Origin of the sequence: Mesorhizobium kowhaii, from assembly GCF_003253745.1 — a bacterium.
GTDB lineage: Bacteria > Pseudomonadota > Alphaproteobacteria > Rhizobiales > Rhizobiaceae > Mesorhizobium > Mesorhizobium kowhaii.
The window spans coordinates 128,707-150,640 of sequence record NZ_MZXV01000085.1; the positions used below are offsets into that span (position 1 = coordinate 128,707).

The window sequence follows — 21,934 nt, forward strand, 5'->3', positions numbered from 1 at the left end:
TTCGAAGGAGCATACGCGAAATCAAAGTGCTGCGGCGTCTCTTGCGCGTCCGAGGGCGCGCGCGCCGTCATGGGTCGTCTCGCCGTCGGTTCCTGCTCCAACCAGACGCATTGTCATTGAAAGATATGTCGCCGTCACTTCAGTTATCGACAGTCGCTCGCCGGGGCGAAACCAGACGATGACGCCGGTCATCATCTGGATCAGCGCCATGGCCGTCAGTCCGGTGTCGTCGATGCTGAAGACGCCTGCCTCGGCGCCATCGCGCAGGATGGCGCGCAGCTCCTTTTCGTAAGCCGTGCGCATCCGCAATATCTGTGTCAGCCTTTCGGGCGACAGGCTGCGCAATTCCATGTTCGACACATGCGTGGCGTGTCGACGCTCGATATGAAAAGCGATGTGGTTTTCGACATAGGCGGAGAGCCGCTGCACAGGATCCGCACTGATAGGGCAGGCTGTTTCCCAGGCGTCGGTCAGACCTTCCATATGCTCGCGCATAAGCGTGAACAGAAGCTCTTCCTTGGTCGGAAAATAGCGATAGAGCGCGGCTGCCTGCACACCGACTTCGGCGGCGAGCTGACGCATCGACATCGCCTCGTAGCCAAAACGCGCGATCAGATTGACTGCCGCCTCGCGAACGGCTGCCTCGGTCTTTTCGCCATCGGATCCGGTCGTACGCGCCATGTCAGCCCCCACGCGGGGCTATAATAAAACGAACGTTCAATTAATTCAAGAGCATCCGAACCAAACCCATCATCATGCAACAATCCTGAACCCAACAAAAGCGTTTCCGGTTGCCAACTCCTCGACGTCGACCTTGGAAACCGAAGCCTCGGGCGGCCCTTTCCAGAGTCGCTCGATCATTGTCGAGACCGCTTCATCGAGGCCTGCAATCTGGGTCGTTACAGACCCGTCCGCTTCATTGCGAACCCAGCCCGCAAGACCAAGGTTTGTGGCTTCGCCCCGAGCCCAGAGTCTGAAGCCGACGCCTTGCACATGGCCGTAGACGCGCGCCCGCACTTCCCTGCGATGAACAGCCATGAATCTCTCCAAGCCTGTCTCTTTGGAATCTGGCGCATGGCGCAGGGAATGCAACCTGAGAATTGAGCGAACGATGCAATAGCTGGGCTCTCTGGCCTCTGAAAATTAATTGACTCAGTCCATTAATTTTTGGAAAATGGAGCTGCCTTGTCGGGAGTTGGATGCAATGTTGGACGAACGCAACGCATTGGTGGCGCAGATCCGCCACTTCAACCGATTCTATACCCGCACCGTCGGCCTTCTCGACGAGACCTTGACCCAGAGCGCGTTCACCTTGACTGAGGCGCGCGTGCTGTTCGAACTGGGCCACCACAGCCGCCCGGCTTCGGCCGAAATCGCCGGCGAACGCGGTTTCCTGGCCGGGGCATTTCGGCTGGAGAACGGCCCGGCGGCCTCCGAAATCGCCAGGCAACTGCGTGTCGATGCCGCCTATCTGACGCGGATTCTGCGCAAGTTTGCCGGCGAGGGACTAACCGAGGCCCGAACCGATCCGGCCGACCGACGCCGAAGGGTTCTCTCGCTGACGCCGAGGGGCGAGGCCGCGCTTGCCAGGCTTCAGGCGGCGGCTGATCGGGACACGGCGCGGCTGATCGAAAGCGTGCCCGACGACAGGCTGCACGAACTGGGCAGCGCCTTGCGCAAGGCCGGGGAATTGCTGGGTGATCCTGCCAGTGAAAACGGCGAGGTGACGCTGCGGCCGCACCGCGTCGGCGACGTCGGCTGGGTCGTGCAGCGGCAGGCCCAGCTCTACGCCGATGAATATGGCTGGAGCATCGAGTTCGAAGCCATGCTCGCCGAAATCGGCGCCGATTTCATCCGCAATTTCGTGCCGGGCCGCGATTTCTGCTGGATCGCCGAGCGCGGCTGCGAGGAGCCAGTTGGCGCGGTGTTCCTGGTTCATCTGGACGACAAGGTGGCCAAGCTGAGGATGCTGCATGTCGAGGCGGCGGCGCGCGGCCTGGGCATCGGCAAACGCCTGGTCGCGGAATGCGTGAGCCAGGCCCGCGCTTGCGGCTACAAGCGGCTGGTGCTGTGGACCAACGACATCCTCGTCGCGGCGCGCGCGATCTATGAGCGCGCCGGCTTCAAGCTGGTCTCGGAGGAGCACCACCACAGTTTCGGCAAGGAATTGACCGGCCAGACCTGGGAGCTGGATTTGTAGGCGCGGTCCGGCCTGGTCCTAATTCCCCCGCGCCGCCGCCAGCGCGCCGGGCAGTTCCTCGGCGAAAACGTCCAGTTCGTGATCCAGGCCGACGCTGACGCGGATGCAGCGGTCGAGCACTGGCACCACCGGCTTGCGGATGAAGACGTCGCGTGACAGCAGGCCCTGCAGCACTTTCAGCGCGAAGGCGCCATCGCCGCCACAGTCGATGGTGACGAAATTGGTTGCCGATGCCAGCGGCTTCAGCCCGTTCTGTTCGGCTATGCCGGCGATGCGTCGGCGGCCGGCCGCGACCCGCGCCACGACGCTCTGCAGATAGTCCTGATCGGCAAATGCCTCGACGCCGGCGATCTGCGCCATGCGGCTGACGCCGTAATGGTTGCGGATCTTCTCGAAATCGCGGATCACCTGGGCTTCGGCCACCGCATAGCCGCAGCGTATGCCGGCGAGCCCATAAGCCTTCGAAAATGTGCGCATGCGGATGACGTTCGGCCGCGAGATATCGATCGGCGGCAGCGCCGAGGCCGGTCCGAGTTCGCCATAAGCCTCGTCGAGCACCAGCATGGTGGTTTCCGGCAGCGCTTCGATGAAGCGGATGAGTTCGCCCGCCTCCCACCAGCTGCCCATCGGATTGTCCGGATTGGACAGATAGACCAGCGGCGCCCTTTCCCTGCGCACCGCAGCGAGCAGGCCGTCCAGGCTTTCCCTGTCGTTCTCATAGGGGACAGTGACCAGCCGCCCGCCGACCCCTGCAACATGGAAGTTGAAGGTCGGATAGGCGCCAAGCGACGTGACCACGGCATCGCCGGGCGCCACATACATGCGCGCCACCAGGCTGAGCAGGCCGTCTATGCCTTCACCGACCACGACGTTCTCGACCTTCACGCCGTGATGCGCGGCGGCCGCCACTTTCAGATCGTGATTGTCGGGATCGCAATACATCCACATGTCGCGGGCAATTCCGGCCATGCGCTCGATGACGCGCGGCGAAGGACCAAAACTGCTCTCATTGGCGCCGATGCGGGCGCGAAAAGCGCGGCCGCGCTCACGCTCCTGCGCTTCGGGACCGACAAACGGCACCGTCGAGGGAAGCGCTGCGACGAGCGGCGTGAGGGGAGGGCGTTGGTGCATGGTGGAAGCTCGCTTAAAAGGGCTTTCTTGCTAGCGCGCCGGATGGGCGCGCGCAAGTTGCCGATCGAGCTGCGCTTCAATGCAAAAACCGGCGTCTGCCGTGACGATGAAGCCGGGGACGATGTCGTAGGCTACGTTTTCTGTAACGCCGACGTTCTTCCGGTTGTCAGCAGACACCTGAGCGTTGAACGAGGTCTTCTTGTTGAACTTGCGGGTGCCGCCGCCCCTGCCGAATCCCAGCGATCGGCCGACGGAATCAAGGCAAGGCCCCGGGTCGCCAGCCAGTGAATCGCTCGCAGAACCGCCGCATCGCGGAAAAACTACGGTTCGGTGCGTTCTTATTTACGATATTATGACGCGGGCTTGTTGATTGTGCCGGCGCTTTTCTTTATCCAGCGGCGCAACGGAGAGGTGGCCGAGTGGTCGAAGGCGCTCCCCTGCTAAGGGAGTAGAGGTCAAAAGCTTCTCGTGGGTTCGAATCCCATCCTCTCCGCCATTTTTTGCCTGCTTCGAGGCGAGCTCCCCAAGATTACCACATAAAAACAGATGGATAGTGGGTATCCCGCTGCCAGCGCCGCGCGATTCGGCGCCAAAGTGCCCTGGGACACTGATTTGCGACGTCTACGGCGCTGGCTACTTCTACCATCCGGCACCGAATCCTGCCTGCGCATCGGAGGCATGTCCGTTGGGATGCTTCCGCTGCTGAGGTTGGCTCGTTCGACGGGCGGCAGGCCACCGACCATCAGGACGGAAGCGTGAACGACACATGGTATAAGCAGGTCCTCTTCACGCTGAAGACCTGGACCGGCCAGGAAACCGAACTCGGCACCTTGAAGCCGAGACGCGTTTCAACTATTCCGATGGCAGAAACTGCTCGTCGCTCAACTTTTCCTGGGTCCAGATCGGTGGATGGTGAGCTAGCCCATACTCATATCAGCCCGATCAAGAAACGCCGCGATGGCGTCCGGCAAGTCGCTGGTCTCGAGGAATGGCGCATGGCCCTGGCCCTCGACAGTGATCGTTTCCATAATGGAATGATGCTCTCCCATCTGCTTGAGCGTGTCCGTCGACAGCAATCTCGAATTGGCGCCGCGTATGGTGAGCAATGGGATCGCGCCCAACGCGTCGAATTGCGGCCATAGCGACGGCAAAGGCTGCGTCAGATCAAGACCCGAAACGATGTCGACCAGCTTCGGGTCGAAATCCGGCAACAGGCCTTGATCCGTCTCGCGGTTGAGCGCCCGTACCATCCGTGCCCAATCTGCGTCAGTGAGAGCGGAAAAGTCCTGGCCGTGAACGCTGCGCTGGGCATCCACGGCCTCGGCGAAGGTCCTGGGCTTCGGCGCGCGTTCAAGATAGGACTGAATGTGGGCGAGACCGACTGCCTCGATCACCGGCCCGATGTCGTTGAAAACAATGGCTTTCAGGACAGCCGGCTGCGTCATGCCGAGCACATGGATGATCAGCCCGCCGCGTGATGTGCCGATGAAGGCGGCCGCCTCTATTCCCAATGCGGCAAGCCCGGCAAGAATGTCGCCAGCTTCAACGCCGACATTGTAGTGGCTGATATCGGCATCGTAGGCGGACTGCCCGCGCCCGCGGTAATCGAAGGCAACCACCTTACGCGGAACCTGCGCTCGCGTCGAAAGATGGAGCGCGAGCTCATGAAAATCCCGCGCATTGCGGGTCAGGCCGGGTAGGCAGACGACTGGCCAGTGTCCGGAATTCGCTTCGCCATAGATGCGGGCGTGAAGTCTTAACCCATCCGGCGCGCTGTAGAAAAAGTCCGAAAAACCTTCACTGCTCGACATCTGGATTCTCTCCGCCGGTGCGTCAGCCGACTGCTACAGGCGAGGGCGGGGATGGTCAAATCGGGAAGGCGCTACAGCACCTTCGAGATGTCGGAGGGACAGAGGGGGGCGCGAAGGATCGCCAGCCTTTGGCTTATCCTGTCACCTCATCGGTCGGTCAGTTCCGCCCGTTCACCAGATCTCCAACGATGTCGTATCTGCCGGAAATACGCATCTTGTAGACCTCGTAATTCTCCATCACGCGCTGCACGTAACTTCTTGTTTCCGTGTAAGGAATCCGCTCTACCCAGTCGACGACGGTGTCGATGTCCTTGCCGCGCGGGTCACCGTATTTCGCCACCCACTGGCTGGCACGGTTGGGACCGGCATTGTAGCCGGCGAAGGTCAGCACATAGGAGCCGTTGAAGCGGTCGAGCTGCTCGCCAAGGAAGGCCGAACCAAGCGTCGCGTTGTAACCGGCGTCGGTGGTCAGTCGTGTTTGCGAGAATTGCAATCCGGCCTTCTTCGCCAATTGCTTGGCGGTGCCGGGCATCAGTTGCAGCAGCCCGCGCGCGCCTGCGCTCGACACGGCGCTGATGTTGAACTCGCTTTCCTGGCGGGCGATCGCATAGGCCAGCGCCTTGCCAGAACCGGAAATGTTGGCCGAATCGGGAATGACGCCGAGCGGATGCGACAGCGCGCCGACATCGATGCCGCGCGCGCCGGCAATCTTGCCGACTTTCAGCGCCATGAAATGGTTGCCCTGCTTTTCCGCCAAGACAGCGAGCAGCGCCAGTTCACCCGGACTGGTCAACTGCCCGGCAAGGTCGCGATAAAGCGTTTCGGCATAGCGGTCATAGCCTGCCTCCTGCAGCCGTTTGATGGCGCTGACGGCCTCGCGGCCGGCAAAATTCTGCCGGTCGGCGGCATCAGGCTGCGGGTAGACGATGTTCAGCGCCTGCCGGCCGACGCGTTCGGCGGCAAGCTGGCCGTAAAATGTCGTGCCGTAGGCAGCGGCGCGCGCAAAATAGTCTTTGGCGTTGCCCGGGCCACCGACTTCCGCCGCACGGCCGAGCCAGTAGTAGGCGCGCGACAGGGTCATCGGTCCCTGGGCGAGGTCGGCGATGAGCGCAAAATGCGTTGCCGCGGTTTTTGGATCGTTCAGACCACGCAGCGCATACCAACCGGCATGGAACTCGGCCTCCGCCGCACTGGTGGCACTTTCGGCGGCATGCGTGGCGACGATCCGGTATGCCGTCTTCATGTCGCCCTGGTCGACCAGTTCGCGCGACAACACGCGGCGCTCGACCCACCAGGCGTCCGGATCGACCAAAGCTTCGCGATCGGTCGGTGCCTGCAACACAACAGCCGCGGCGTCGGCAAAATTCTCTTGCTTGCGCAGATATTCGGCCTGCGCGAAAAAATAGCCGGCCGAACGCTGCGCCGCCGGCACTGCCTTCAGCAGTTTCGGCGCGTTCTTGTCGCCACGGTCGGCTGCCGCCCAGGCATCGGCAAGCTGCTGGGCACCGGCGAGGCCGGCGACGCGCTGTGCGGAATTCACCCGATCGGCATAGAACATGCGCTCCATGCGAAAACGGTGGTCGGCGGCAGGGATAAGGCTGCCGAATTCCTTGAGCAGCGCCGTCTCGTCCTTGGCCTCCAGGATCGCGGTGCGCCAGAATGGCGACAGCACCGAACGTGCCGCCTTGGCATTGCCCGACGCCACATAGGCGCGGGCGAGAACCATTACGCCTTCGAATGTCTGCGGCTGGCTGCCGTCGAACGCCCGAATAACGGTATCGGGGGCAGGGTTCTCGCGATAGAGCGCGCGCTCGCTGTTCTTGCGCAAGGCGACGGTGCCCGGCCAGTTGGGCAGCATCTTCGCGGCGGCGGCAATATCGCCGCTCGGAACCTTGTCGCCGCCGTAAAGCGCGATCGCCCAGGCAAGGATATGCTGATCGAGCGAGTGGCCGGGAAGGGCATCACGCACGGCGCGGGCGCCGGGAATGTCGCCAGCCGCCAGCGCATCCAGCCCGCTTTTCAACAGGGCGACGCTGGGCGAGGCATCCTGTTGCGCCTCGGCCTGCAGGCCTGGCATCGGGATGGTCGAGGTGACCTGCACATCGACGCTGCCGCCGATCGCCATGCCCGGCATCAGCGCGAGCGTGGCGCCAAGCAGCGCGAAGAGGTGAGGCCGACTGGTCGGCATGGTCTTTACGTCTTTCGTTGTCCTGGCATTCCACCAGCAATGCGTGACGCTTCGAAGGCTAGACCTAGGTCGTGAAGAGCCCGTAAACAAAGAGTTAGCGAGGTCGTTCGATTTGGGCCTGCTGGCACCATGGCAATGCTTGCCGCGCAACAATGTCGAGACTATGGTGCGCCGCTTCGCTTTCGGCTAGAAGGCGCGCACAAACAAAACACCGATGCATGTCGCCTAAAAGTGGGTACCGGTTTTGGGACAACGACATGCATAAACAAAGAAGTGCCAAGGAGTTGGACGACATGCTGAGAGGCTCGCTTACTGCGCTCGTGACACCGTTCGAAAAGAGCGGGCGTTTCGACGAGAAAGCCTTTCGCGCGTTCGTCGAGTGGCAGATCGCCGAGGGCACGACCGGCCTGGTCCCGGTCGGCACGACTGGCGAGTCGCCGACGCTGTCGCATGACGAGCACCGCCATGTCGTCAAGGTCTGCATCGAGGTGGCCAGGGGCCGCGCCCCGGTGGTTGCCGGCGCGGGCTCCAACAACACCGAGGAAGCGGTCGGGCTGGTGCAATATGCCGAGAAGGCCGGCGCGGACGCTGCACTCGTCGTCACGCCCTATTACAACAAGCCGACCCAGCGCGGCCTCTACGCGCATTTCGCCGCCGTCGCCAAGGCAACCAGCCTGCCGATCATCATCTACAACATCCCGCCGCGCTCGGTCATCGACATGAGCCCGGAGACGATGGGCCAGCTGGTAAACGACTTCAAGAACATCATCGGCGTCAAGGATGCCACCGGCAAGGTCGAGCGGGTTTCCGAGCAGCGCGCCACGTGCGGCAAGGATTTCATCCAGCTTTCGGGTGAGGACGCTTCGGCGCTTGGCTTCAACGCGCATGGCGGCGTCGGCTGCATTTCGGTGACGTCGAATGTCGCGCCGCGGCTCTGCGCCGAATTCCAGGAAGCAACGCTTTCCGGCGACAGCGCCAAGGCGCTGGAATTGCAGGACCGCCTGCTGCCGCTGCACAAGGCGATCTTCCTCGAGCCCGGCGTTTCCGGCGCGAAATATGCGCTGTCGAAGCTGGGCAAGGTCGAGAACGTGCTGCGTTCGCCGCTCATGACGGTCGAACAGTCGACCGCCGACAAGATCGATGCGGCGATGAAGCACGCCGGCTTGATAAACTAGGGATGAGGCGCCACCTCTCCACATCATGAATCAAGTCAGAAAAGCCGATCCCAACAACAAGACCGTTGCGGAAAACCGCAAGGCGCGGTTTTCCTATGAGGTGCTCGACACGATCGAGACCGGCCTGGTGCTGACTGGCACCGAGGTCAAGTCGCTACGCCAGGGCCAGGCCAACATCCAGGATAGCTATGCCTCGGTCGAAGGCGGCGAGATCTGGCTGATCAACTCCTATCTGCCGGAGTATCTGCAGGCCAACCGCTTCAACCACGAGCCGCGCCGGCGCCGCAAACTCCTGCTCAACAAGCGCGAGATGGCCAAGCTGGCGCAGAGCGTCGACCGCGAAGGCATGACGCTGGTGCCGCTAAAGATCTATTTCAACGATCAGGGCCGCGCCAAGCTGCTGCTCGCCGTCGGCCGCGGCAAGAAGCTGCACGACAAGCGCGAGACCGAGAAGCAACGCGACTGGTCGCGCGAAAAAGGCCGGCTGATGAAGGAGCGTGGGTGAGGAGCGGTCCGCCAAGCGGACGAAAAGCCAACGATTTGGCTTCTCGAGCGACGATCGGTGAAGGCCCGGTCCGCCTTCGGGGCGGATCAAAAGGTCCAGTGGACCTTTTGAAGGGACTGAACGCCCGAAGGGCAGGGAGACATAGCGAAGGGCTGGGTATCCCAAAAGAATGATTCTAAGGAGCCGGATCGTCCTTTGGGGTTTAGCCAGCCTGGTTTTGGTGTGTTTCATCGCTGCGGGCGGCTATCTCTATTTCAGGGCATTCTCGCCAGACCGCGGCAAATATCCGGTCAGGGGCATCGACGTCTCCCATCATCAGGGCCAGATCGACTGGCGGCGCGTTGCCGCCGACGATGTCGCCTTTGCCGTCATCAAGGCGACCGAAGGCGGCGATCATGTCGACGATGCCTTTGCAAGGAATCTGGAAGAGGCCCGCGCCGCCGGTCTCGCCGTCGGCGCCTATCATTTCTTCACCTTCTGCCGGCCTGGCGCCGACCAGGCGAAGAATTTCATCTCGGTGGTGCCGCACGATCAGCCCTTGCTGCCGCCGGTCGTCGACATCGAATTCGGCGGCAATTGTCCACAGCGGCCAACGCCCGAGCAACTGAGCGCCGAACTCGCCGCGTTCCTTGCTCCAGTCGAGGCCACGTTCGGCAAGCCAGCGATTGTTTACCTGACTGACGAGGCTGAGCAGGCCTATGCCGGGCGCATCGCTGCCCGGCCGCTCTGGCTTCGCTCATTGCTGCTGCAGCCGGATCGCGACGACTGGGTCTACTGGCAGTACCACAACAAAGGGCGCGTCGACGGCATCAACGGCGATGTCGATCTCAATGTGCTGCAGGGTGGACCGGCTGTGTTGGCCGCGCTGTCTGCAGCATCACCGGGATCGATCCCTCCGGAAGCCAAGTGATCCCCGTGAACCCATCCAGGGACCTCGCTCGCCGCCGCTTCATGCCGCGGCCTGGGAAACCTCCGGCGCGAGCGTCACATTCGCATCGCCCCAGATTTTCAGGGCGGTGATCACCGGTTCCAGGCTTCTGCCGCGCGGCGTCAGGCTGTATTCCACCTTCGGCGGCACTTCCGCATAGATCTTGCGGGCAATCAGTCCATCGGCTTCCAGTTCGCGGAGCTGGTTGGTCAACATGCGCTGCGTGCAGTTCGGAATGCGCCGGCGTATCTCGTTAAAGCGCAGCGTGCCCTCGAACAGATGGTAGAGCACGACGCCTTTCCATTTTCCGTCGATGTAGCGGAGCGTTCCCTCAACGGTGCAGCCGGGGCTGCAATCGAATCGCTCATGGCGAATGCGCGGCATGACGGTATCCTTTTCGACACTATGTGCTTTATATGTGCATTCTTGCGCGTGCGGCACATAATCCGCATCTCTGCTCCGAACAATGCTCAACAGCAATCGCGGAGACCAAAAAATGCGCGCCGTCGGCTATCAAGTCCCAGCCCCCATCACCGATGGGGCCTCCCTGGTCGACATCGACTTGCCCAAGCCGAAACCGAAAGGCCGTGAGCTGCTGGTCGAGGTGAAGGCAATCTCGGTCAATCCGGTCGACACCAAGGTGCGGCAAAGCGCCAGGCCCGAAGCCGGAGCGTGGCGTGTGCTCGGCTGGGACGCCGCCGGCCGGGTCGTCGCGACCGGTCCGGACGCCAGCCTGTTCAAGGCGGGCGACGATGTCTTCTATTCCGGCGCCCTGGCGCCACAAGGCACCAATGCCGAGTTCCACCTTGTCGATGAGCGTCTTGTCGGCCGCAAACCCGGCTCGCTCGGCTATGCGCAGGCAGCGGCGCTGCCGTTGACGGCGGTCACCGCCTGGGAGGCTCTGTTCGACCGCCTCGATGTCAGGAAGCCTGTCGCGGGCGCGGCGAAAGCCATCCTGATCATTGGTGGCGCCGGCGGTGTCGGCTCGATCGCGGTGCAGCTTGCGCGCCAACTGACCGATCTGACGGTGATCGCCACCGCATCGCGGCCCGAGACACGCGACTGGGCGCTTGGGCTCGGCGCTCATCATGTCGTCGATCATTCCAGGCCGCTCGCCGCCGAAGTCGCAGCCCTTGGCATCGGCGCACCAGCCTTTGTGTTCTCGACAACCAACACCGACCGGCACCTGGCCGAGATCGCCGAATTGATCGCGCCGCAAGGCCGTTTCGGACTGATCGACGATCCCAAATCGCTCGACATCAATCCGTTCAAGCGCAAGAGCGTGTCTGTGCATTGGGAGTTCATGTTCACCCGCTCGATGTTCGAGACGCAGGACATGGCCGCGCAGGGCGAGCTCCTCAACGAATTGGCCCGGCTTGTTGACGCCGGGACCATCCGCACCACACTGGGCGAGACCTTCGGTCCTATCAATGCCGCCAATCTGAAGCGCGCCCATGCGCTGATCGAGACCGGCAAGGCCAAGGGCAAGATCGTGCTGGAAGGGTTCTGAAGGGCAGCGCTATTTCCGCAGGAACGCCGCGATCTCGCGGAAGACGCTGACGAACATCGCTTCGGTCAGCACACCGGTGTTGGTGTTGTAGCGCGAGCAATGATAGCTCGAAAACAGCGTGATGCCCCCGGCCGGCAGCTGCCCGCCATGCTTGAACGGATAGGCGGCGACGCGCCCACCCAGCGCGCGCACCGTCGACTGGTGCGCGATCGATCCCAGCGCCAGCACGGCGCGCAAATTGGGAAAGCGGGCAATCGTCGGCACCAGGAACGTCCGGCATGTGGCAATCTCGGCACCCACTGGCTTGTTCTCCGGCGGCACGCAGCGCACCGCATTGGTGATTGCCGTGCCGACCAGCTCCAGCCCGTCATCCGGCCGCGCCTTGAACTCGCCGCGCGCAAAACCGTGCGAAATCAACGTCGAGTAGAGCAGGTCTCCGGCATAGTCGCCGGTGAAGGGCCGTCCGGTGCGGTTGGCGCCGCGCAGGCCGGGCGCCAGCCCGACGATCAGAAGCCGGACGGCATCGTCGCCATCGGGTGGCAGGAAGGTCGGCACCGGCGCGTTGAACCAGGACGGCTCGCGTTGCCGCCATTCGGCGATGAAATCATGCAGCCGCGGGCAGAGCGGGCAGTCGCGGCCGGGTTCGGAGATGGAAAGCGCGGTCAAGGCGACCGGCCTCAGTAATCGTCCTCGTCGACTTCGGCCGGCTCGGGCCTGCGCGCCGGCCGCTCGGACGGATCGCGCCCGACCTCGTTCTTCAGCGTCGTCAGGTCGATGAAATGGTCGGCCTGGCGGCGCAGATCGTCGCTGATCATCGGCGGTTGCGAGGCCATGGTCGAGACGATCGACACCTTGCGGCCGCGGCGCTGCAGCGCCTCGACCAGCGTGCGGAAATCGCCGTCGCCGGAAAAGATGACATAGTGGTCGACGACATCGGCGAGTTCCAGCGCATCGACCGTGAGTTCGATGTCCATATTGCCCTTGATCTTGCGGCGACCGGTCGAGTCGGTAAATTCCTTGGCCGGCTTGGTGACCACCTTGAAGCCGTTGTAATCGAGCCAGTCGATCAGTGGACGGATCGAGGAGTATTCCTGATCCTCGACCAGTGCGGTGTAGTAGTAAGCGCGCAGCAGATAGCCACGCTTCTGGAAGCTCGACAGAAGCTTGCGATAGTCGATGTCGAAGCCGAGCGCGCGCGACGTCGCGTAGAGATTGGCGCCGTCGATGAATAGGGCGATTTTTTCACGAGGGTCGAACATGGAAAATAGTCCTTTTCGAAATAAACGGCCGTCTAACGAAATGCGATAGCGACTATCGGTCAGGCTCATAATAAACCGGCTGACCTTCGCGCCATCCGAGATAACGCCAGTTTCGCGGCAATCCAAGGGCGGTTGCCGCACTGCAAGCAATTGTGATCGAGGCGCCGAACCCATGAATGCAGCCTGGTTTTGCCAAATCGGGTGTTTAAACGAGGGATTGAGCGCCCTGCGACCCCGCCATTGCCATGATGCTTGTATTTTGGCGGCGTTCGGGTTAAGGACCGCGCCTGATTTCCATCAAATCCATCGCATGAAAGGGGCAATCCATGGCCCGCGTAACCGTTGAAGATTGCATCGACAAGGTCGACAACCGCTTCGAGCTGGTGCTCCTTGCCGGCCATCGCGCCCGCCAGATCAGCCAGGGCGCGCCGATCACTGTGCCGCGTGACAACGACAAGAACCCGGTCGTGGCGCTGCGCGAGATCGCCGACGAGACACTGTCGCCCGACGATCTCAAGGAAGACCTGATCCACTCGCTGCAGAAGCACGTCGAGGTCGACGAGCCCGAAGCCGATGGCGAGGCGATTGCCGACCAGACCAGCGGCGCCGTCGCGGCCAGCGATGCCGATGACACCGAGGAGAACATCACCTTCGACCGGATGACCGAGGAAGATCTCCTCGCCGGCATCGAGGGCCTGGTGCCCCCGGAAAAGAGCGACGACTACTAAGCGAACCTCTGTTGCGGAGGTCGCTGGAATAATCTTCCGCACTTCCGTATCGGCAGTTTCGTGGCTATCTATGACATGCGCCGTACAGCAGTGCGGCGCATGATTCATTTCACCGCTGCGAGATCCCGCCCATGATGCGTCAGTATGAGCTTGTCGAGCGCGTCCAGCGCTACAAGCCTGACGTCAACGAGGCGTTGCTCAACAAGGCCTATGTCTATGCCATGCAGAAGCATGGCCACCAGAAGCGCGCTTCCGGCGACCCCTATTTCTCGCATCCGCTCGAAGTCGCCGCCATCCTCACCGAAATGCATATGGACGAGGCGACGATCGCGGTCGCCCTGCTGCACGACACCATCGAGGACACCACGGCGACGCGGGCCGAGATCGATGAGCTGTTCGGGCCCGAAATGGGCAAGCTGGTCGAGGGGCTGACCAAGCTCAAGAAGCTCGACCTCGTGTCGAAGAAGGCCGAGCAGGCGGAAAACCTGCGCAAGCTTCTGCTGGCGATTTCAGAAGACGTCCGCGTGCTTCTGGTCAAGCTCGCCGACCGTCTGCACAACATGCGCACCCTCGACCACATGCCGGAGGCCAAGCGCCTGCGCATCGCCGAGGAGACGATGGACATCTATGCGCCGCTGGCCGGGCGCATGGGCATGCAAGGCATGCGCGAGGAGCTGGAGGAAATCGCCTTCCGCTACATCAATCCGGAGGCCTATCGCGCCGTCACCGCCCGGCTCGCCGAAATCTTCGAGCGCAACAAGGATGTGCTGTCGGAGATCGAGAAGGCGCTGTCCACGCTGTTCGAAAAGCATGCGATCAAGGCTGGCGTGAAAAGCCGCCAGAAGAAGCCGTGGTCGGTGTTCCGCAAGATGGAGGCCAAGGCGCTGTCCTTCGAGCAGCTGTCCGACATTTTCGGCTTCCGCGTGGTCGTCGATACGGTCGAGGATTGCTACCGGGCGCTCGGCGCCATCCACACGACATGGTCGATGGTGCCCGGCCGCTTCAAGGATTACATCTCGACGCCGAAGCAGAACGACTACCGGTCGATCCACACCACCATTGTCGGGCCGTCGCGCCAGCGCGTCGAGCTGCAGATCCGCACCCACCAGATGAACAAGATCGCCGAATACGGCGTCGCCGCGCATTCGATCTACAAGGACACCGGCGGCAAGACCAACGGTGCCGCGCACGCGATCTCGAAAGAGACCAACGCCTATGCCTGGCTGCGGCGCACCATCGAGCAGCTTGCCGAGGGTGACAATCCGGAAGACTTTCTCGAAAACACCAAGCTGGAACTGTTCCAGGACCAGGTGTTCTGCTTCACCCCGAAAGGCATGCTGATTGCGCTGCCACGCGGTGCTACGCCCATCGACTTTGCCTATGCGGTGCACACCGATGTCGGCGACACCTGCGTCGGCGCCAAGGTCAACGGCCGCATCATGCCGCTGATGACGGAACTGAAGAACGGCGACGAGGTCGAGATCATCCGCTCCAAGGCGCAGGTACCGCCGGCGGCGTGGGAATCGGTCGTCGTCACCGGCAAGGCGCGCTCGGCCATCCGCCGCGCCACCAAGAATGCCATCCGCAAGCAGTATTCGGGTCTCGGCATTCGCATCCTGGAACGCGCCTTCGAACGCGCCGGCAAGACCTTCACCAAGGAGAGCCTGAAGCAGGTGCTGCACCGGCTGGCACGCAAGGACATCGAGGACGTGCTGGCCTCGGTCGGCCGTGGCGAGCTCGCCTCCACCGATGTCATGAAGGCGGTATTCCCCGACTACAAGGACGAGCGCGTCACCACCGCCGCGCCCAAGCAGCGCGAGGAGGGCTGGTCGAAAATCCGCAACGCCGCCGGCATGCTGTTCCAGATTCCGGGCCGCGCCGCGCGCAAGGACAAGGACCAGCCGCGCGATGGCGCCGTACCGATCCGCGGCGTGCGTGGCGACCTGCCGGTGCGTTTTGCGCCGGAAGGGGCGGTCCCCGGCGACCGCATCGTCGGCATCGTCCAGCCGGGCACCGGCATCACCATCTATCCGATCCAGTCGCCGGCGCTGCAGGCCTTCGACGACCAGCCCGAACGCTGGATCGACGTGCGCTGGGACATTGACGAGCGCACCAAGGAACGGTTTCCGGCGCGCGTCTCGGTCACCGCCATCAATGCGCCGGGTTCGCTCGCCGATATCGCCCAGGTCGTTGCGTCGAACGACGCCAACATCCATACGCTGTCGATGGTGCGCACCGCGCCCGACTTCACCGAAATGCTGATCGATCTCGAAGTCTGGGATCTGAAGCACCTCAACCGGCTGCTGTCGCAGCTCAAGGACAATTCGAGCGTCAGCGATGCAAGGCGTGTGAACGGCTGATGCATGTCGCCCAAAAGTGGCCCCGGTTTTGGGGCAACGACATGCATAAAAACAAAGACTAAAGCGCGTCGCCTGAATCCGTTTCAACGCGACGCGCTTTAGACCATGATCCCGAAAAGCGGGAACCGGTTTTCGGAAAAGATCATGGTTAATCAATAAGAGGCAGAAATGAACACCGATGAAGTGCTGGGGATTTTCCGCGAGGCGGGTGCTGTTCTCGAAGGGCATTTCATTTTGACATCGGGCCTGAGAAGCCCGGTCTTCCTGCAGAAGGCACGTGTGTTCATGCATGCCGACAAGACCGAGCGGCTGTGCAAGGCGCTGGCCGAGAAGATCCGAGCGGCGGTGCCGGGCAAGATCGACTACGTCGTCGGTCCGGCGATCGGCGGGCTGATCCCGGCTTACGAGACCTCGCGCCATCTCGGCGTGCCGGCAATCTGGGTCGAGCGGGAAGGGGGCGAGTTCCGCCTGCGCCGCTTCGAGATCGCCAGGGGCGCGCGCGTCGTCATCGTCGAGGACATCGTCACCACCGGCCTGTCGATCCGCGAGACCATCGAGTGCCTGCGCGAGCTTGGCGCCGAAGTGGTTGCCGCAGCCTGCATCATCGACCGTTCGGCCGGCAAGACCCATGTCGGCGTGCCGCTGATCGCGCTCGCCGAATATGAGGTTCCGGCCTACCCGGCCGACCGGCTGCCGCCGGAGCTGGCCGCCATACCGGCGGTCAAGCCCGGCAGCCGTAATATCTGACCCATGCGTGTCGCCCAAAAGTGTGCAGCGGTTTTGGGACAACGACATGCATGAAAACAAATTGGCGATGATCGCCGGCATCGATCATTTCGTGCTGACGGTCGCTTCGCTGGAAGTGACCTGCGCCTTTTACAAGCGCGTGCTGGGTTTTGAACGCATCGATGCGCCGGGCCGGCCGACGGCGCTGGCTTTCGGCACCCAGAAGATCAATGTGCACGAGGTTCGCCGCACCTTCGAGCCGAAGGCGAAGTCGCCGACGCCCGGTTCGGGCGACTTCTGCCTGATCACCGAGCGGCCGCTGGGCGAAGTCAGCACCCGTCTCGCGGCCAATGGCGTAGTGGTGGAACTCGGTCCGGTCGAACGCGTCGGGGCGCGAGGTCCGATGATGTCGGTCTATTTCCGCGACCCGGACGGCAATCTGGTCGAGGTCAGCGAATATTTGCCGTAACCGCCAGCGCGGCTGCGCCTTTCGGCGATGCGACAATGCCGGTTCCTTAAATTCGCCGCGATTGTCCAATGTTCGAAGCGAGGAATGCCCGCCCCAAAAGGGCGGCAACAAACGCGCGCCGCACAGGCGGTTTGGTTGTTTTTCTGCCGGCGCGTCGTTACATCAAGGTTGAGATTGCCATTGGGCGATCGTCAAGCGCAAGATGGTGCTGTTACGCCCGGCCGAAAATGCCGGCGCGAGAGCTGTGGAACGGGTATAGAGTGCTTTTTCGACGCCGCAAGCCTGATGGCCTTTTCGAGCGGGTGCGTACCTATCTGTGGCCGCGCCGCTCGTTTTCACGCTCGCTTCAGTATTTCTCCAAGCGCATCCTGCGGCTGAAGGCCACACCACACGCCGTGGCGGCCGGTGTCGCCGCCGGCGTCTTCGCTTCGTTCTTTCCCGTGGGCTTTCATTTCGCCATCGCCGCGATCCTGTGCTGGGTGATTGCCGGCAATCTGGTGGCGGCGGCCCTCGCCGCGGTTTTTTTCGGCAACCCGCTGACCTTTCCGCTGCTGTGGGGCGCCTCCTGGGAAACCGGTAAGCTGATCCTGCACGATCGGCTGCCTGCGCATGGCCCGCCGGCGCATCTGGGCGAGATGCTGCACAAGCTTTCCTTCGCGCAATTGTGGAAACCCGTGCTTGAGCCGATGCTGATTGGCGCGGTGCCGCTCGGGCTGGTCTTTGGGCTCCTGTTCTACGCCCTCACGCGCTGGGGCATGAACGCGTTCCGCGAACAGCGGCGCAAGCGCCTGGCCGAGCGCGCAAGCCGGCATGCGCAAGCGTCTCATCCCGGCGGAAGCATCGGTTCCACCGCACGATGATCATCGGCATCGGCAGCGACCTGATCGATATCAGACGCATCGAAAAGTCGCTGGAGCGTCACGGCCAGCGCTTCATCCAGAGAATCTATACTGAGGTCGAGCAGGCCCGCTCCGAGAACCGCCGGGCGCGTGCGGCGTCCTACGCCAAGCGCTTCGCCGCCAAGGAAGCCTGCGCCAAGGCGCTGGGTACGGGTCTCGCGCAGGGCGTGTTCTGGCGCGACATGGGTGTCGTCAACCTGCCCAGCGGCGCGCCGACCATGGCGCTGACTGGAGGGGCACAGGCGCGGCTGGACAAAATCCTGCCAAAGGGTCATCGAGCGGCAATCCACCTTACCATCACCGATGATTTCCCGCTCGCTCAAGCCTTTGTGATCATCGAGGCGTTGCCCGTCGAAGAAGCGCCACATTGATTGCATCAGAGGACCGGCATGACGTTGCCCAGCGCGCGCCGAGACTCTATACCATCCAACGCACAATCGAGGACGACATGAGCGTGGTTGAAAAATCTGAGAAGAAATCCGGCGGCCTTGGCGAGACCGTCAGCGTCATCGTGCAGGCGCTTTTGCTCGCCCTGGTCATCCGCACGCTGTTGTTCCAGCCTTTTTCGATCCCGTCGGGATCTATGCGGCCGACGCTTCTGGAAGGCGACTATCTGTTCGTCACCAAATGGTCCTACGGCTATTCCCGTTACTCGCTGCCTTTCGGCCCCGATATCTTTTCGGGCCGCATCTGGGGCTCCGAGCCCAAGCGCGGCGACGTGGTGGTGTTCAAGTTCCCGCCTGACCCGTCTGTCGACTACATCAAGCGCGTGGTCGGCCTGCCGGGCGACAAGATCCAGGTCAAGGACGGCCAGCTGTTCATCAACGATGTCGGCGTGCCGCGCGTGAAAACCGGCCAGATCGACAATCCCGACATCACCGAAGAGCCTCAGCCGATCGACGTCTACCGGGAAACGCTGCCCAACGGCGTCAGCTATGACACGCTGGACATCTCGCCCAATTCGATCGGCGACAACACCCGCGAATGGAACGTGCCGCCCGGCCACTATTTCATGATGGGCGACAACCGTGACAATTCCTCGGACAGCCGCTTCACCGTTGGCTTCGTCCCAGCGGAAAATCTCGTCGGCCGCGCCAATCTTGTTTTCTTCTCGATCGCCGGCAAAGCGAGCCCGCTCGAAATCTGGAAATGGCCGTCGCTGATGCGTGCTTCGCGCCTGTTCCACTTCGTCAATTGATGGCTTTGAAGCGCCCGACAGGCGAAACACTGGCCGGTGTAGTGAAGGCCAAGACCGGCCATGTCTTCAAGGATATCCGCTTGCTTGAGACCGCATTGACGCACTCCAGTGCGGTCAAGGCGGCCAGCAACAATCAGCGTCTCGAATTCCTTGGCGACCGTGTGCTTGGGCTTGTCGTCGCCGATATGCTTTTCGAAAAGTTTCCCGACGCGCCGGAAGGTGAAATCGCGCCACGCTTCAATGCGCTGGTGGATGCGAAAACATGCTCCGAGATCGGCATCGAAATGCAGTTGGAGGATCTGGTTCGGGCCGACGCTGCCTTGAAGACGCGCTCGCGTGGCTCGGGTGGAAACTATCTGGCGGATGCGGTCGAAGCCCTGATCGCGGCGGTTTATGTTGACGGTGGCATCGACGCCGCGCGGCGCTTCGTCCTGCGTTACTGGGAGCCGCGCTCGCGCTCGGTTGTGGCAAAGCCGCTCAATCCGAAATCCGATTTGCAGGAATGGATTGCCAAGACCAGCGACGCGCGCCCCGAATATGTGATCGAAAAACGCGAAGGGCCCGACCACCAGCCGGTTTTCACCGTGTCCTTGCAAGTCAGCGGCTTTGCGCCTTCTATCGGCACCGGCGGCTCCCGCAGGGCAGCGGAAGAAGCGGCAGCCTCGGCATTTCTTTTGCGCGAAGGCGTCTGGGCCAACGCATCGGCCCAAAAATCGGAGCCGATTTTTGGAAAGCACGATGCGTAGATTCAAAGTTTTGGAGCGTCCTTTGCGCGTCCAAGTGGACGCGCGGCGCTCTAATGAAGGGAGCGCGGCATGACCGCCACCGAAGATACCTCTCCGGCAACGGAGGCCGCCGCCACGCACTCCGGCTTCGTCGCGCTGATCGGCGCGCCCAATGCGGGCAAGTCGACACTGGTCAACCAGCTGGTCGGCGCCAAGGTGTCGATCGTCACCCACAAGGTGCAGACGACCAGAGCCATCGTGCGCGGCATCGCCACGCATGACAATGCGCAGATCGTCTTCGTCGACACGCCCGGCATCTTCAAACCCAAGCGGCGGCTCGACACGGCAATGGTGACCACCGCCTGGGGCGGCGCCAAGGATGCCGATATCGTGCTGCTCTTGATCGACGCCGAGCGCGGCATCAGGGGCGATGCCGACGCCATCCTCGAACGGCTGAAGGATGTCCGCCAGCCGATGGTGTTGATCCTCAACAAGGTCGATCGCGTCAAGCACGAGGCGCTGCTGGCTTTGTCTGCGGCAGCGAACGAAAGGGTGCCGTTCAAGCGCACCTTCATGGTCTCGGCGCTGACCGGTTCCGGCTGCAAGGACGTGCTCGATTATCTGGCTGAAGCCCTGCCTGCCGGCCCCTGGTATTATCCGGAAGACCAGATTTCGGACTTGCCGATGCGCCAGCTGGCGGCCGAGATTACCCGCGAAAAGCTCTATCTGCGGCTGCATCAGGAACTGCCCTATTCCTCCCATATCGAGACCGAGAAATGGGAAGAGAAGCCGGACGGCTCGGTGCGCATCGACCAGACCATCTATGTCGAGCGCGACAGCCAGAAGAAGATCGTCCTCGGCCACAAGGGCGAGACCATCCGCGCCATCGGCCAGGCGGCGCGCATGGAAATCGCAGGCATCCTCGAACAGAAGGTGCACCTGTTCCTGTTCGTCAAGGTGCGCGAGAACTGGGGCGACGACCCCGAGCGCTACCGCGAGATGGGGCTTGAGTTTCCGCGCTAGAGCAATTCCAGGAAAAGTGTGAAGCGGTTTTCCGTCCGGAATTGCGACAAAACAAGGGGGCAATTCCAGGAAAAGTGTGAAGCGGTTTTCCGTCCGGAATTGCGACAAAACAAGAGGGCAATTCCAGGAAAAGTGTGAAGCGGTTTTCCATCCGGAATTGCATCGAATCAACTGGGTCCATGGACAGCAAGCCGAACATCGACACCGCGCTTGTCAGCCGGTTGATCGCGACGCAATTTCCCCAGTGGAAGGATCTTGCGATCAGGCCGGTCGAGTTTGGCGGCTGTGACAACAGGACCTTCCATCTGGGCGGTGAGATGACCGTAAGGCTGCCGAGCGCTGCCGACTATTCCCGGCAAGTGGAAAAGGAGCATCGCTGGCTGCCGAGGCTTGCGCCTCTGTTGCCGCTGCCGATCCCGGTGCCACTGGCGATGGGGATACCTGCCGAAGACTATCCCTGGCATTGGTCCGTCTATGGCTGGATCGAAGGCGAGACGGCAAAGCGGAAGCGTATCGCCAGCCTGTCGCAATTCGCATCAGACCTGGCCGCATTCCTGGTTGCCTTGCAACGGATCGACGCCACCGGCGGACCGGCGCCGGGGCAACACAACTTCTTTCGCGGCGGTCCGCTCAGCGTCTATGACGGCGAAGCCCGGGATGCGATTGCAGCTCTCGCCGGCAAGATCGATACGAACGCCGCAAGCGCGGTGTGGGAGGCGGCACTTGCCGCGACATGCCACGGCGCGCCGGTCTGGTTCCACGGTGACGTCAGTTGGGGAAACCTGTTGGTCAGGCAGGGCCGGTTGAGCGCGGTGATCGACTTCGGAACCTCGGGCGTCGGCGATCCCTCATGCGATCTGGCGATTGCGTGGACGCTGTTCGAAGGCAAAAGCCGGGAGATTTTTCGCGCCGGCCTTCCGGCCGACGCGGCCATGTGGGCGCGCGGTCGCGGCTGGACGCTGTGGAAGGCGCTGATCACGGTCGCCGGCCACATCGGCGTCAACTTAGGTGAGGTTGAAAAATCCCGACATGTGATCGATGAAGTGCTTGCCGATGCGCGCGGGGCGTGATGTCGCCTGGATGGCGGGGCTACCGCAGT

24 protein-coding genes, 1 tRNA gene and 1 pseudogene are annotated in these 21,934 nt (G+C 62.4%); 18 read left to right on the plus strand and 8 right to left on the minus strand.

Annotated elements, in window-relative coordinates; translation table 11 throughout:
* Window positions 1-21: 21 nt before the first annotated feature.
* Together B5V02_RS38645 and B5V02_RS38650 are read right to left on the minus strand one after the other, a co-directional pair.
* Window positions 22-681 (minus strand): TetR/AcrR family transcriptional regulator, encoded by a 660-nt coding sequence (locus B5V02_RS38645; RefSeq protein WP_111549158.1) that lies wholly within the window; start codon window positions 679-681, stop codon window positions 22-24.
* A gap of 72 nt (window positions 682-753) precedes the next feature.
* Window positions 754-1,038 carry an acylphosphatase gene (locus tag B5V02_RS38650; protein ID WP_111549159.1) on the minus strand — a complete coding sequence of 95 codons (285 nt, stop codon included), beginning with the start codon at window positions 1,036-1,038 and terminating at the stop codon, window positions 754-756.
* Between the two features lie 166 nt (window positions 1,039-1,204).
* Here B5V02_RS38650 and B5V02_RS38655 point away from each other — a divergent pair, with 166 nt between their 5' ends.
* Window positions 1,205-2,200 (plus strand): bifunctional helix-turn-helix transcriptional regulator/GNAT family N-acetyltransferase, encoded by a 996-nt coding sequence (locus tag B5V02_RS38655; protein ID WP_111549160.1) that lies wholly within the window; start codon window positions 1,205-1,207, stop codon window positions 2,198-2,200.
* An 18-nt stretch (window positions 2,201-2,218) separates the two neighbouring features.
* Here the strand turns inward: B5V02_RS38655 and B5V02_RS38660 are convergent, their stop codons facing one another.
* Window positions 2,219-3,331, minus strand: a complete 1,113-nt coding sequence (locus B5V02_RS38660) for a pyridoxal phosphate-dependent aminotransferase (protein WP_111549161.1) — start codon at window positions 3,329-3,331, stop codon at window positions 2,219-2,221.
* Between the two features lie 42 nt (window positions 3,332-3,373).
* On the opposite strand from B5V02_RS38660, the gene B5V02_RS42885 reads away from it, so the two are divergent.
* From B5V02_RS42885 to B5V02_RS38675, 3 genes and pseudogenes are all read left to right on the plus strand, one after another.
* On the plus strand, window positions 3,374-3,619 hold the full coding sequence (locus B5V02_RS42885; protein WP_167458836.1) for a hypothetical protein: 246 nt from the start codon (window positions 3,374-3,376) through the stop codon (window positions 3,617-3,619).
* A gap of 117 nt (window positions 3,620-3,736) precedes the next feature.
* Window positions 3,737-3,827 (plus strand) — tRNA-Ser (locus B5V02_RS38670).
* Window positions 3,828-3,941: 114 nt separating this feature from the next.
* Window positions 3,942-4,241, plus strand: a pseudogene (locus tag B5V02_RS38675) (porin); the annotation flags it as partial.
* Window positions 4,242-4,248: 7 nt separating this feature from the next.
* Here B5V02_RS38675 and B5V02_RS38680 read toward each other — a convergent pair.
* A complete protein-coding gene (locus tag B5V02_RS38680) occupies window positions 4,249-5,142 on the minus strand; it encodes an alpha/beta fold hydrolase (protein ID WP_111549162.1) in 894 nt (297 codons plus the stop codon).
* Window positions 5,143-5,299: 157 nt separating this feature from the next.
* Window positions 5,300-7,330: a lytic transglycosylase domain-containing protein gene (locus B5V02_RS38685; RefSeq protein WP_111549163.1), complete on the minus strand. Its 2,031-nt coding sequence runs from the start codon at window positions 7,328-7,330 to the stop codon at window positions 5,300-5,302.
* Between the two features lie 293 nt (window positions 7,331-7,623).
* On the opposite strand from B5V02_RS38685, the gene dapA reads away from it, so the two are divergent.
* The 3 genes from dapA to B5V02_RS38700 all read left to right on the plus strand — a co-directional run bounded on the left by dapA (window position 7,624) and on the right by B5V02_RS38700 (window position 9,920).
* Window positions 7,624-8,505, plus strand: a complete 882-nt coding sequence (gene dapA, locus B5V02_RS38690; RefSeq protein ID WP_111549384.1) for a 4-hydroxy-tetrahydrodipicolinate synthase — start codon at window positions 7,624-7,626, stop codon at window positions 8,503-8,505.
* Between the two features lie 25 nt (window positions 8,506-8,530).
* A complete protein-coding gene (gene smpB / locus B5V02_RS38695; protein ID WP_111549164.1) occupies window positions 8,531-9,010 on the plus strand; it encodes an SsrA-binding protein SmpB in 480 nt (159 codons plus the stop codon).
* A 169-nt stretch (window positions 9,011-9,179) separates the two neighbouring features.
* Entirely contained in the window at window positions 9,180-9,920 is a 741-nt protein-coding gene (locus B5V02_RS38700) for a glycoside hydrolase family 25 protein (protein WP_111549165.1), read from the plus strand.
* A gap of 39 nt (window positions 9,921-9,959) precedes the next feature.
* Here B5V02_RS38700 and B5V02_RS38705 read toward each other — a convergent pair whose 3' ends face one another.
* The gene (locus B5V02_RS38705; protein ID WP_167458837.1) at window positions 9,960-10,322 is read right to left on the minus strand and encodes a winged helix-turn-helix transcriptional regulator; all 363 of its coding nucleotides are present in this window, start codon (window positions 10,320-10,322) and stop codon (window positions 9,960-9,962) included.
* A 112-nt stretch (window positions 10,323-10,434) separates the two neighbouring features.
* Between B5V02_RS38705 and B5V02_RS38710 the strand changes: the two genes are divergently transcribed.
* Window positions 10,435-11,448 (plus strand): zinc-binding alcohol dehydrogenase family protein, encoded by a 1,014-nt coding sequence (locus B5V02_RS38710; protein ID WP_111549385.1) that lies wholly within the window; start codon window positions 10,435-10,437, stop codon window positions 11,446-11,448.
* A gap of 9 nt (window positions 11,449-11,457) precedes the next feature.
* On the opposite strand, the gene B5V02_RS38715 is transcribed toward B5V02_RS38710, so the two are convergent.
* Both B5V02_RS38715 and B5V02_RS38720 read right to left on the minus strand, forming a co-directional pair.
* Window positions 11,458-12,114 (minus strand): uracil-DNA glycosylase, encoded by a 657-nt coding sequence (locus B5V02_RS38715; protein ID WP_111549167.1) that lies wholly within the window; start codon window positions 12,112-12,114, stop codon window positions 11,458-11,460.
* An 11-nt stretch (window positions 12,115-12,125) separates the two neighbouring features.
* Window positions 12,126-12,707, minus strand: a complete 582-nt coding sequence (locus B5V02_RS38720; protein ID WP_109662677.1) for a LabA-like NYN domain-containing protein — start codon at window positions 12,705-12,707, stop codon at window positions 12,126-12,128.
* Window positions 12,708-13,033: 326 nt separating this feature from the next.
* Here B5V02_RS38720 and rpoZ point away from each other — a divergent pair, with 326 nt between their 5' ends.
* From rpoZ to B5V02_RS38780, 10 genes are all read left to right on the plus strand, one after another.
* Window positions 13,034-13,435: a DNA-directed RNA polymerase subunit omega gene (gene rpoZ, locus B5V02_RS38725; protein ID WP_111549168.1), complete on the plus strand. Its 402-nt coding sequence runs from the start codon at window positions 13,034-13,036 to the stop codon at window positions 13,433-13,435.
* 131 nt (window positions 13,436-13,566) lie between these two features.
* Window positions 13,567-15,795 carry a RelA/SpoT family protein gene (locus B5V02_RS38730; RefSeq protein ID WP_111549169.1) on the plus strand — a complete coding sequence of 743 codons (2,229 nt, stop codon included), beginning with the start codon at window positions 13,567-13,569 and terminating at the stop codon, window positions 15,793-15,795.
* A 168-nt stretch (window positions 15,796-15,963) separates the two neighbouring features.
* The gene (gene pyrE, locus B5V02_RS38740) at window positions 15,964-16,542 is read left to right on the plus strand and encodes an orotate phosphoribosyltransferase (RefSeq protein ID WP_111549170.1); all 579 of its coding nucleotides are present in this window, start codon (window positions 15,964-15,966) and stop codon (window positions 16,540-16,542) included.
* A 46-nt stretch (window positions 16,543-16,588) separates the two neighbouring features.
* Window positions 16,589-16,990: a VOC family protein gene (locus B5V02_RS38745; protein ID WP_111549171.1), complete on the plus strand. Its 402-nt coding sequence runs from the start codon at window positions 16,589-16,591 to the stop codon at window positions 16,988-16,990.
* Window positions 16,991-17,250: 260 nt separating this feature from the next.
* Window positions 17,251-17,850 (plus strand): DUF2062 domain-containing protein, encoded by a 600-nt coding sequence (locus B5V02_RS38750; RefSeq protein ID WP_111549172.1) that lies wholly within the window; start codon window positions 17,251-17,253, stop codon window positions 17,848-17,850.
* Window positions 17,847-18,260, plus strand: coding sequence for a holo-ACP synthase (acpS, locus tag B5V02_RS38755; RefSeq protein ID WP_111549173.1), 414 nt, complete (start codon window positions 17,847-17,849; stop codon window positions 18,258-18,260). Before B5V02_RS38750 ends, acpS begins: the two co-directional genes overlap by 4 nt.
* 77 nt (window positions 18,261-18,337) lie before the next feature.
* Window positions 18,338-19,087, plus strand: coding sequence for a signal peptidase I (gene lepB / locus B5V02_RS38760; RefSeq protein WP_111549386.1), 750 nt, complete (start codon window positions 18,338-18,340; stop codon window positions 19,085-19,087).
* Window positions 19,087-19,833 carry a ribonuclease III gene (rnc, locus tag B5V02_RS38765; RefSeq protein WP_111549174.1) on the plus strand — a complete coding sequence of 249 codons (747 nt, stop codon included), beginning with the start codon at window positions 19,087-19,089 and terminating at the stop codon, window positions 19,831-19,833. The genes lepB and rnc overlap by 1 nt, the downstream gene beginning before the upstream one ends.
* Window positions 19,834-19,902: 69 nt before the next feature.
* Entirely contained in the window at window positions 19,903-20,835 is a 933-nt protein-coding gene (era, locus tag B5V02_RS38770; RefSeq protein ID WP_111549175.1) for a GTPase Era, read from the plus strand.
* A 179-nt stretch (window positions 20,836-21,014) separates the two neighbouring features.
* Window positions 21,015-21,905 carry an aminoglycoside phosphotransferase family protein gene (locus tag B5V02_RS38780; protein ID WP_111549177.1) on the plus strand — a complete coding sequence of 297 codons (891 nt, stop codon included), beginning with the start codon at window positions 21,015-21,017 and terminating at the stop codon, window positions 21,903-21,905.
* Window positions 21,906-21,934 lie beyond the last annotated feature (29 nt).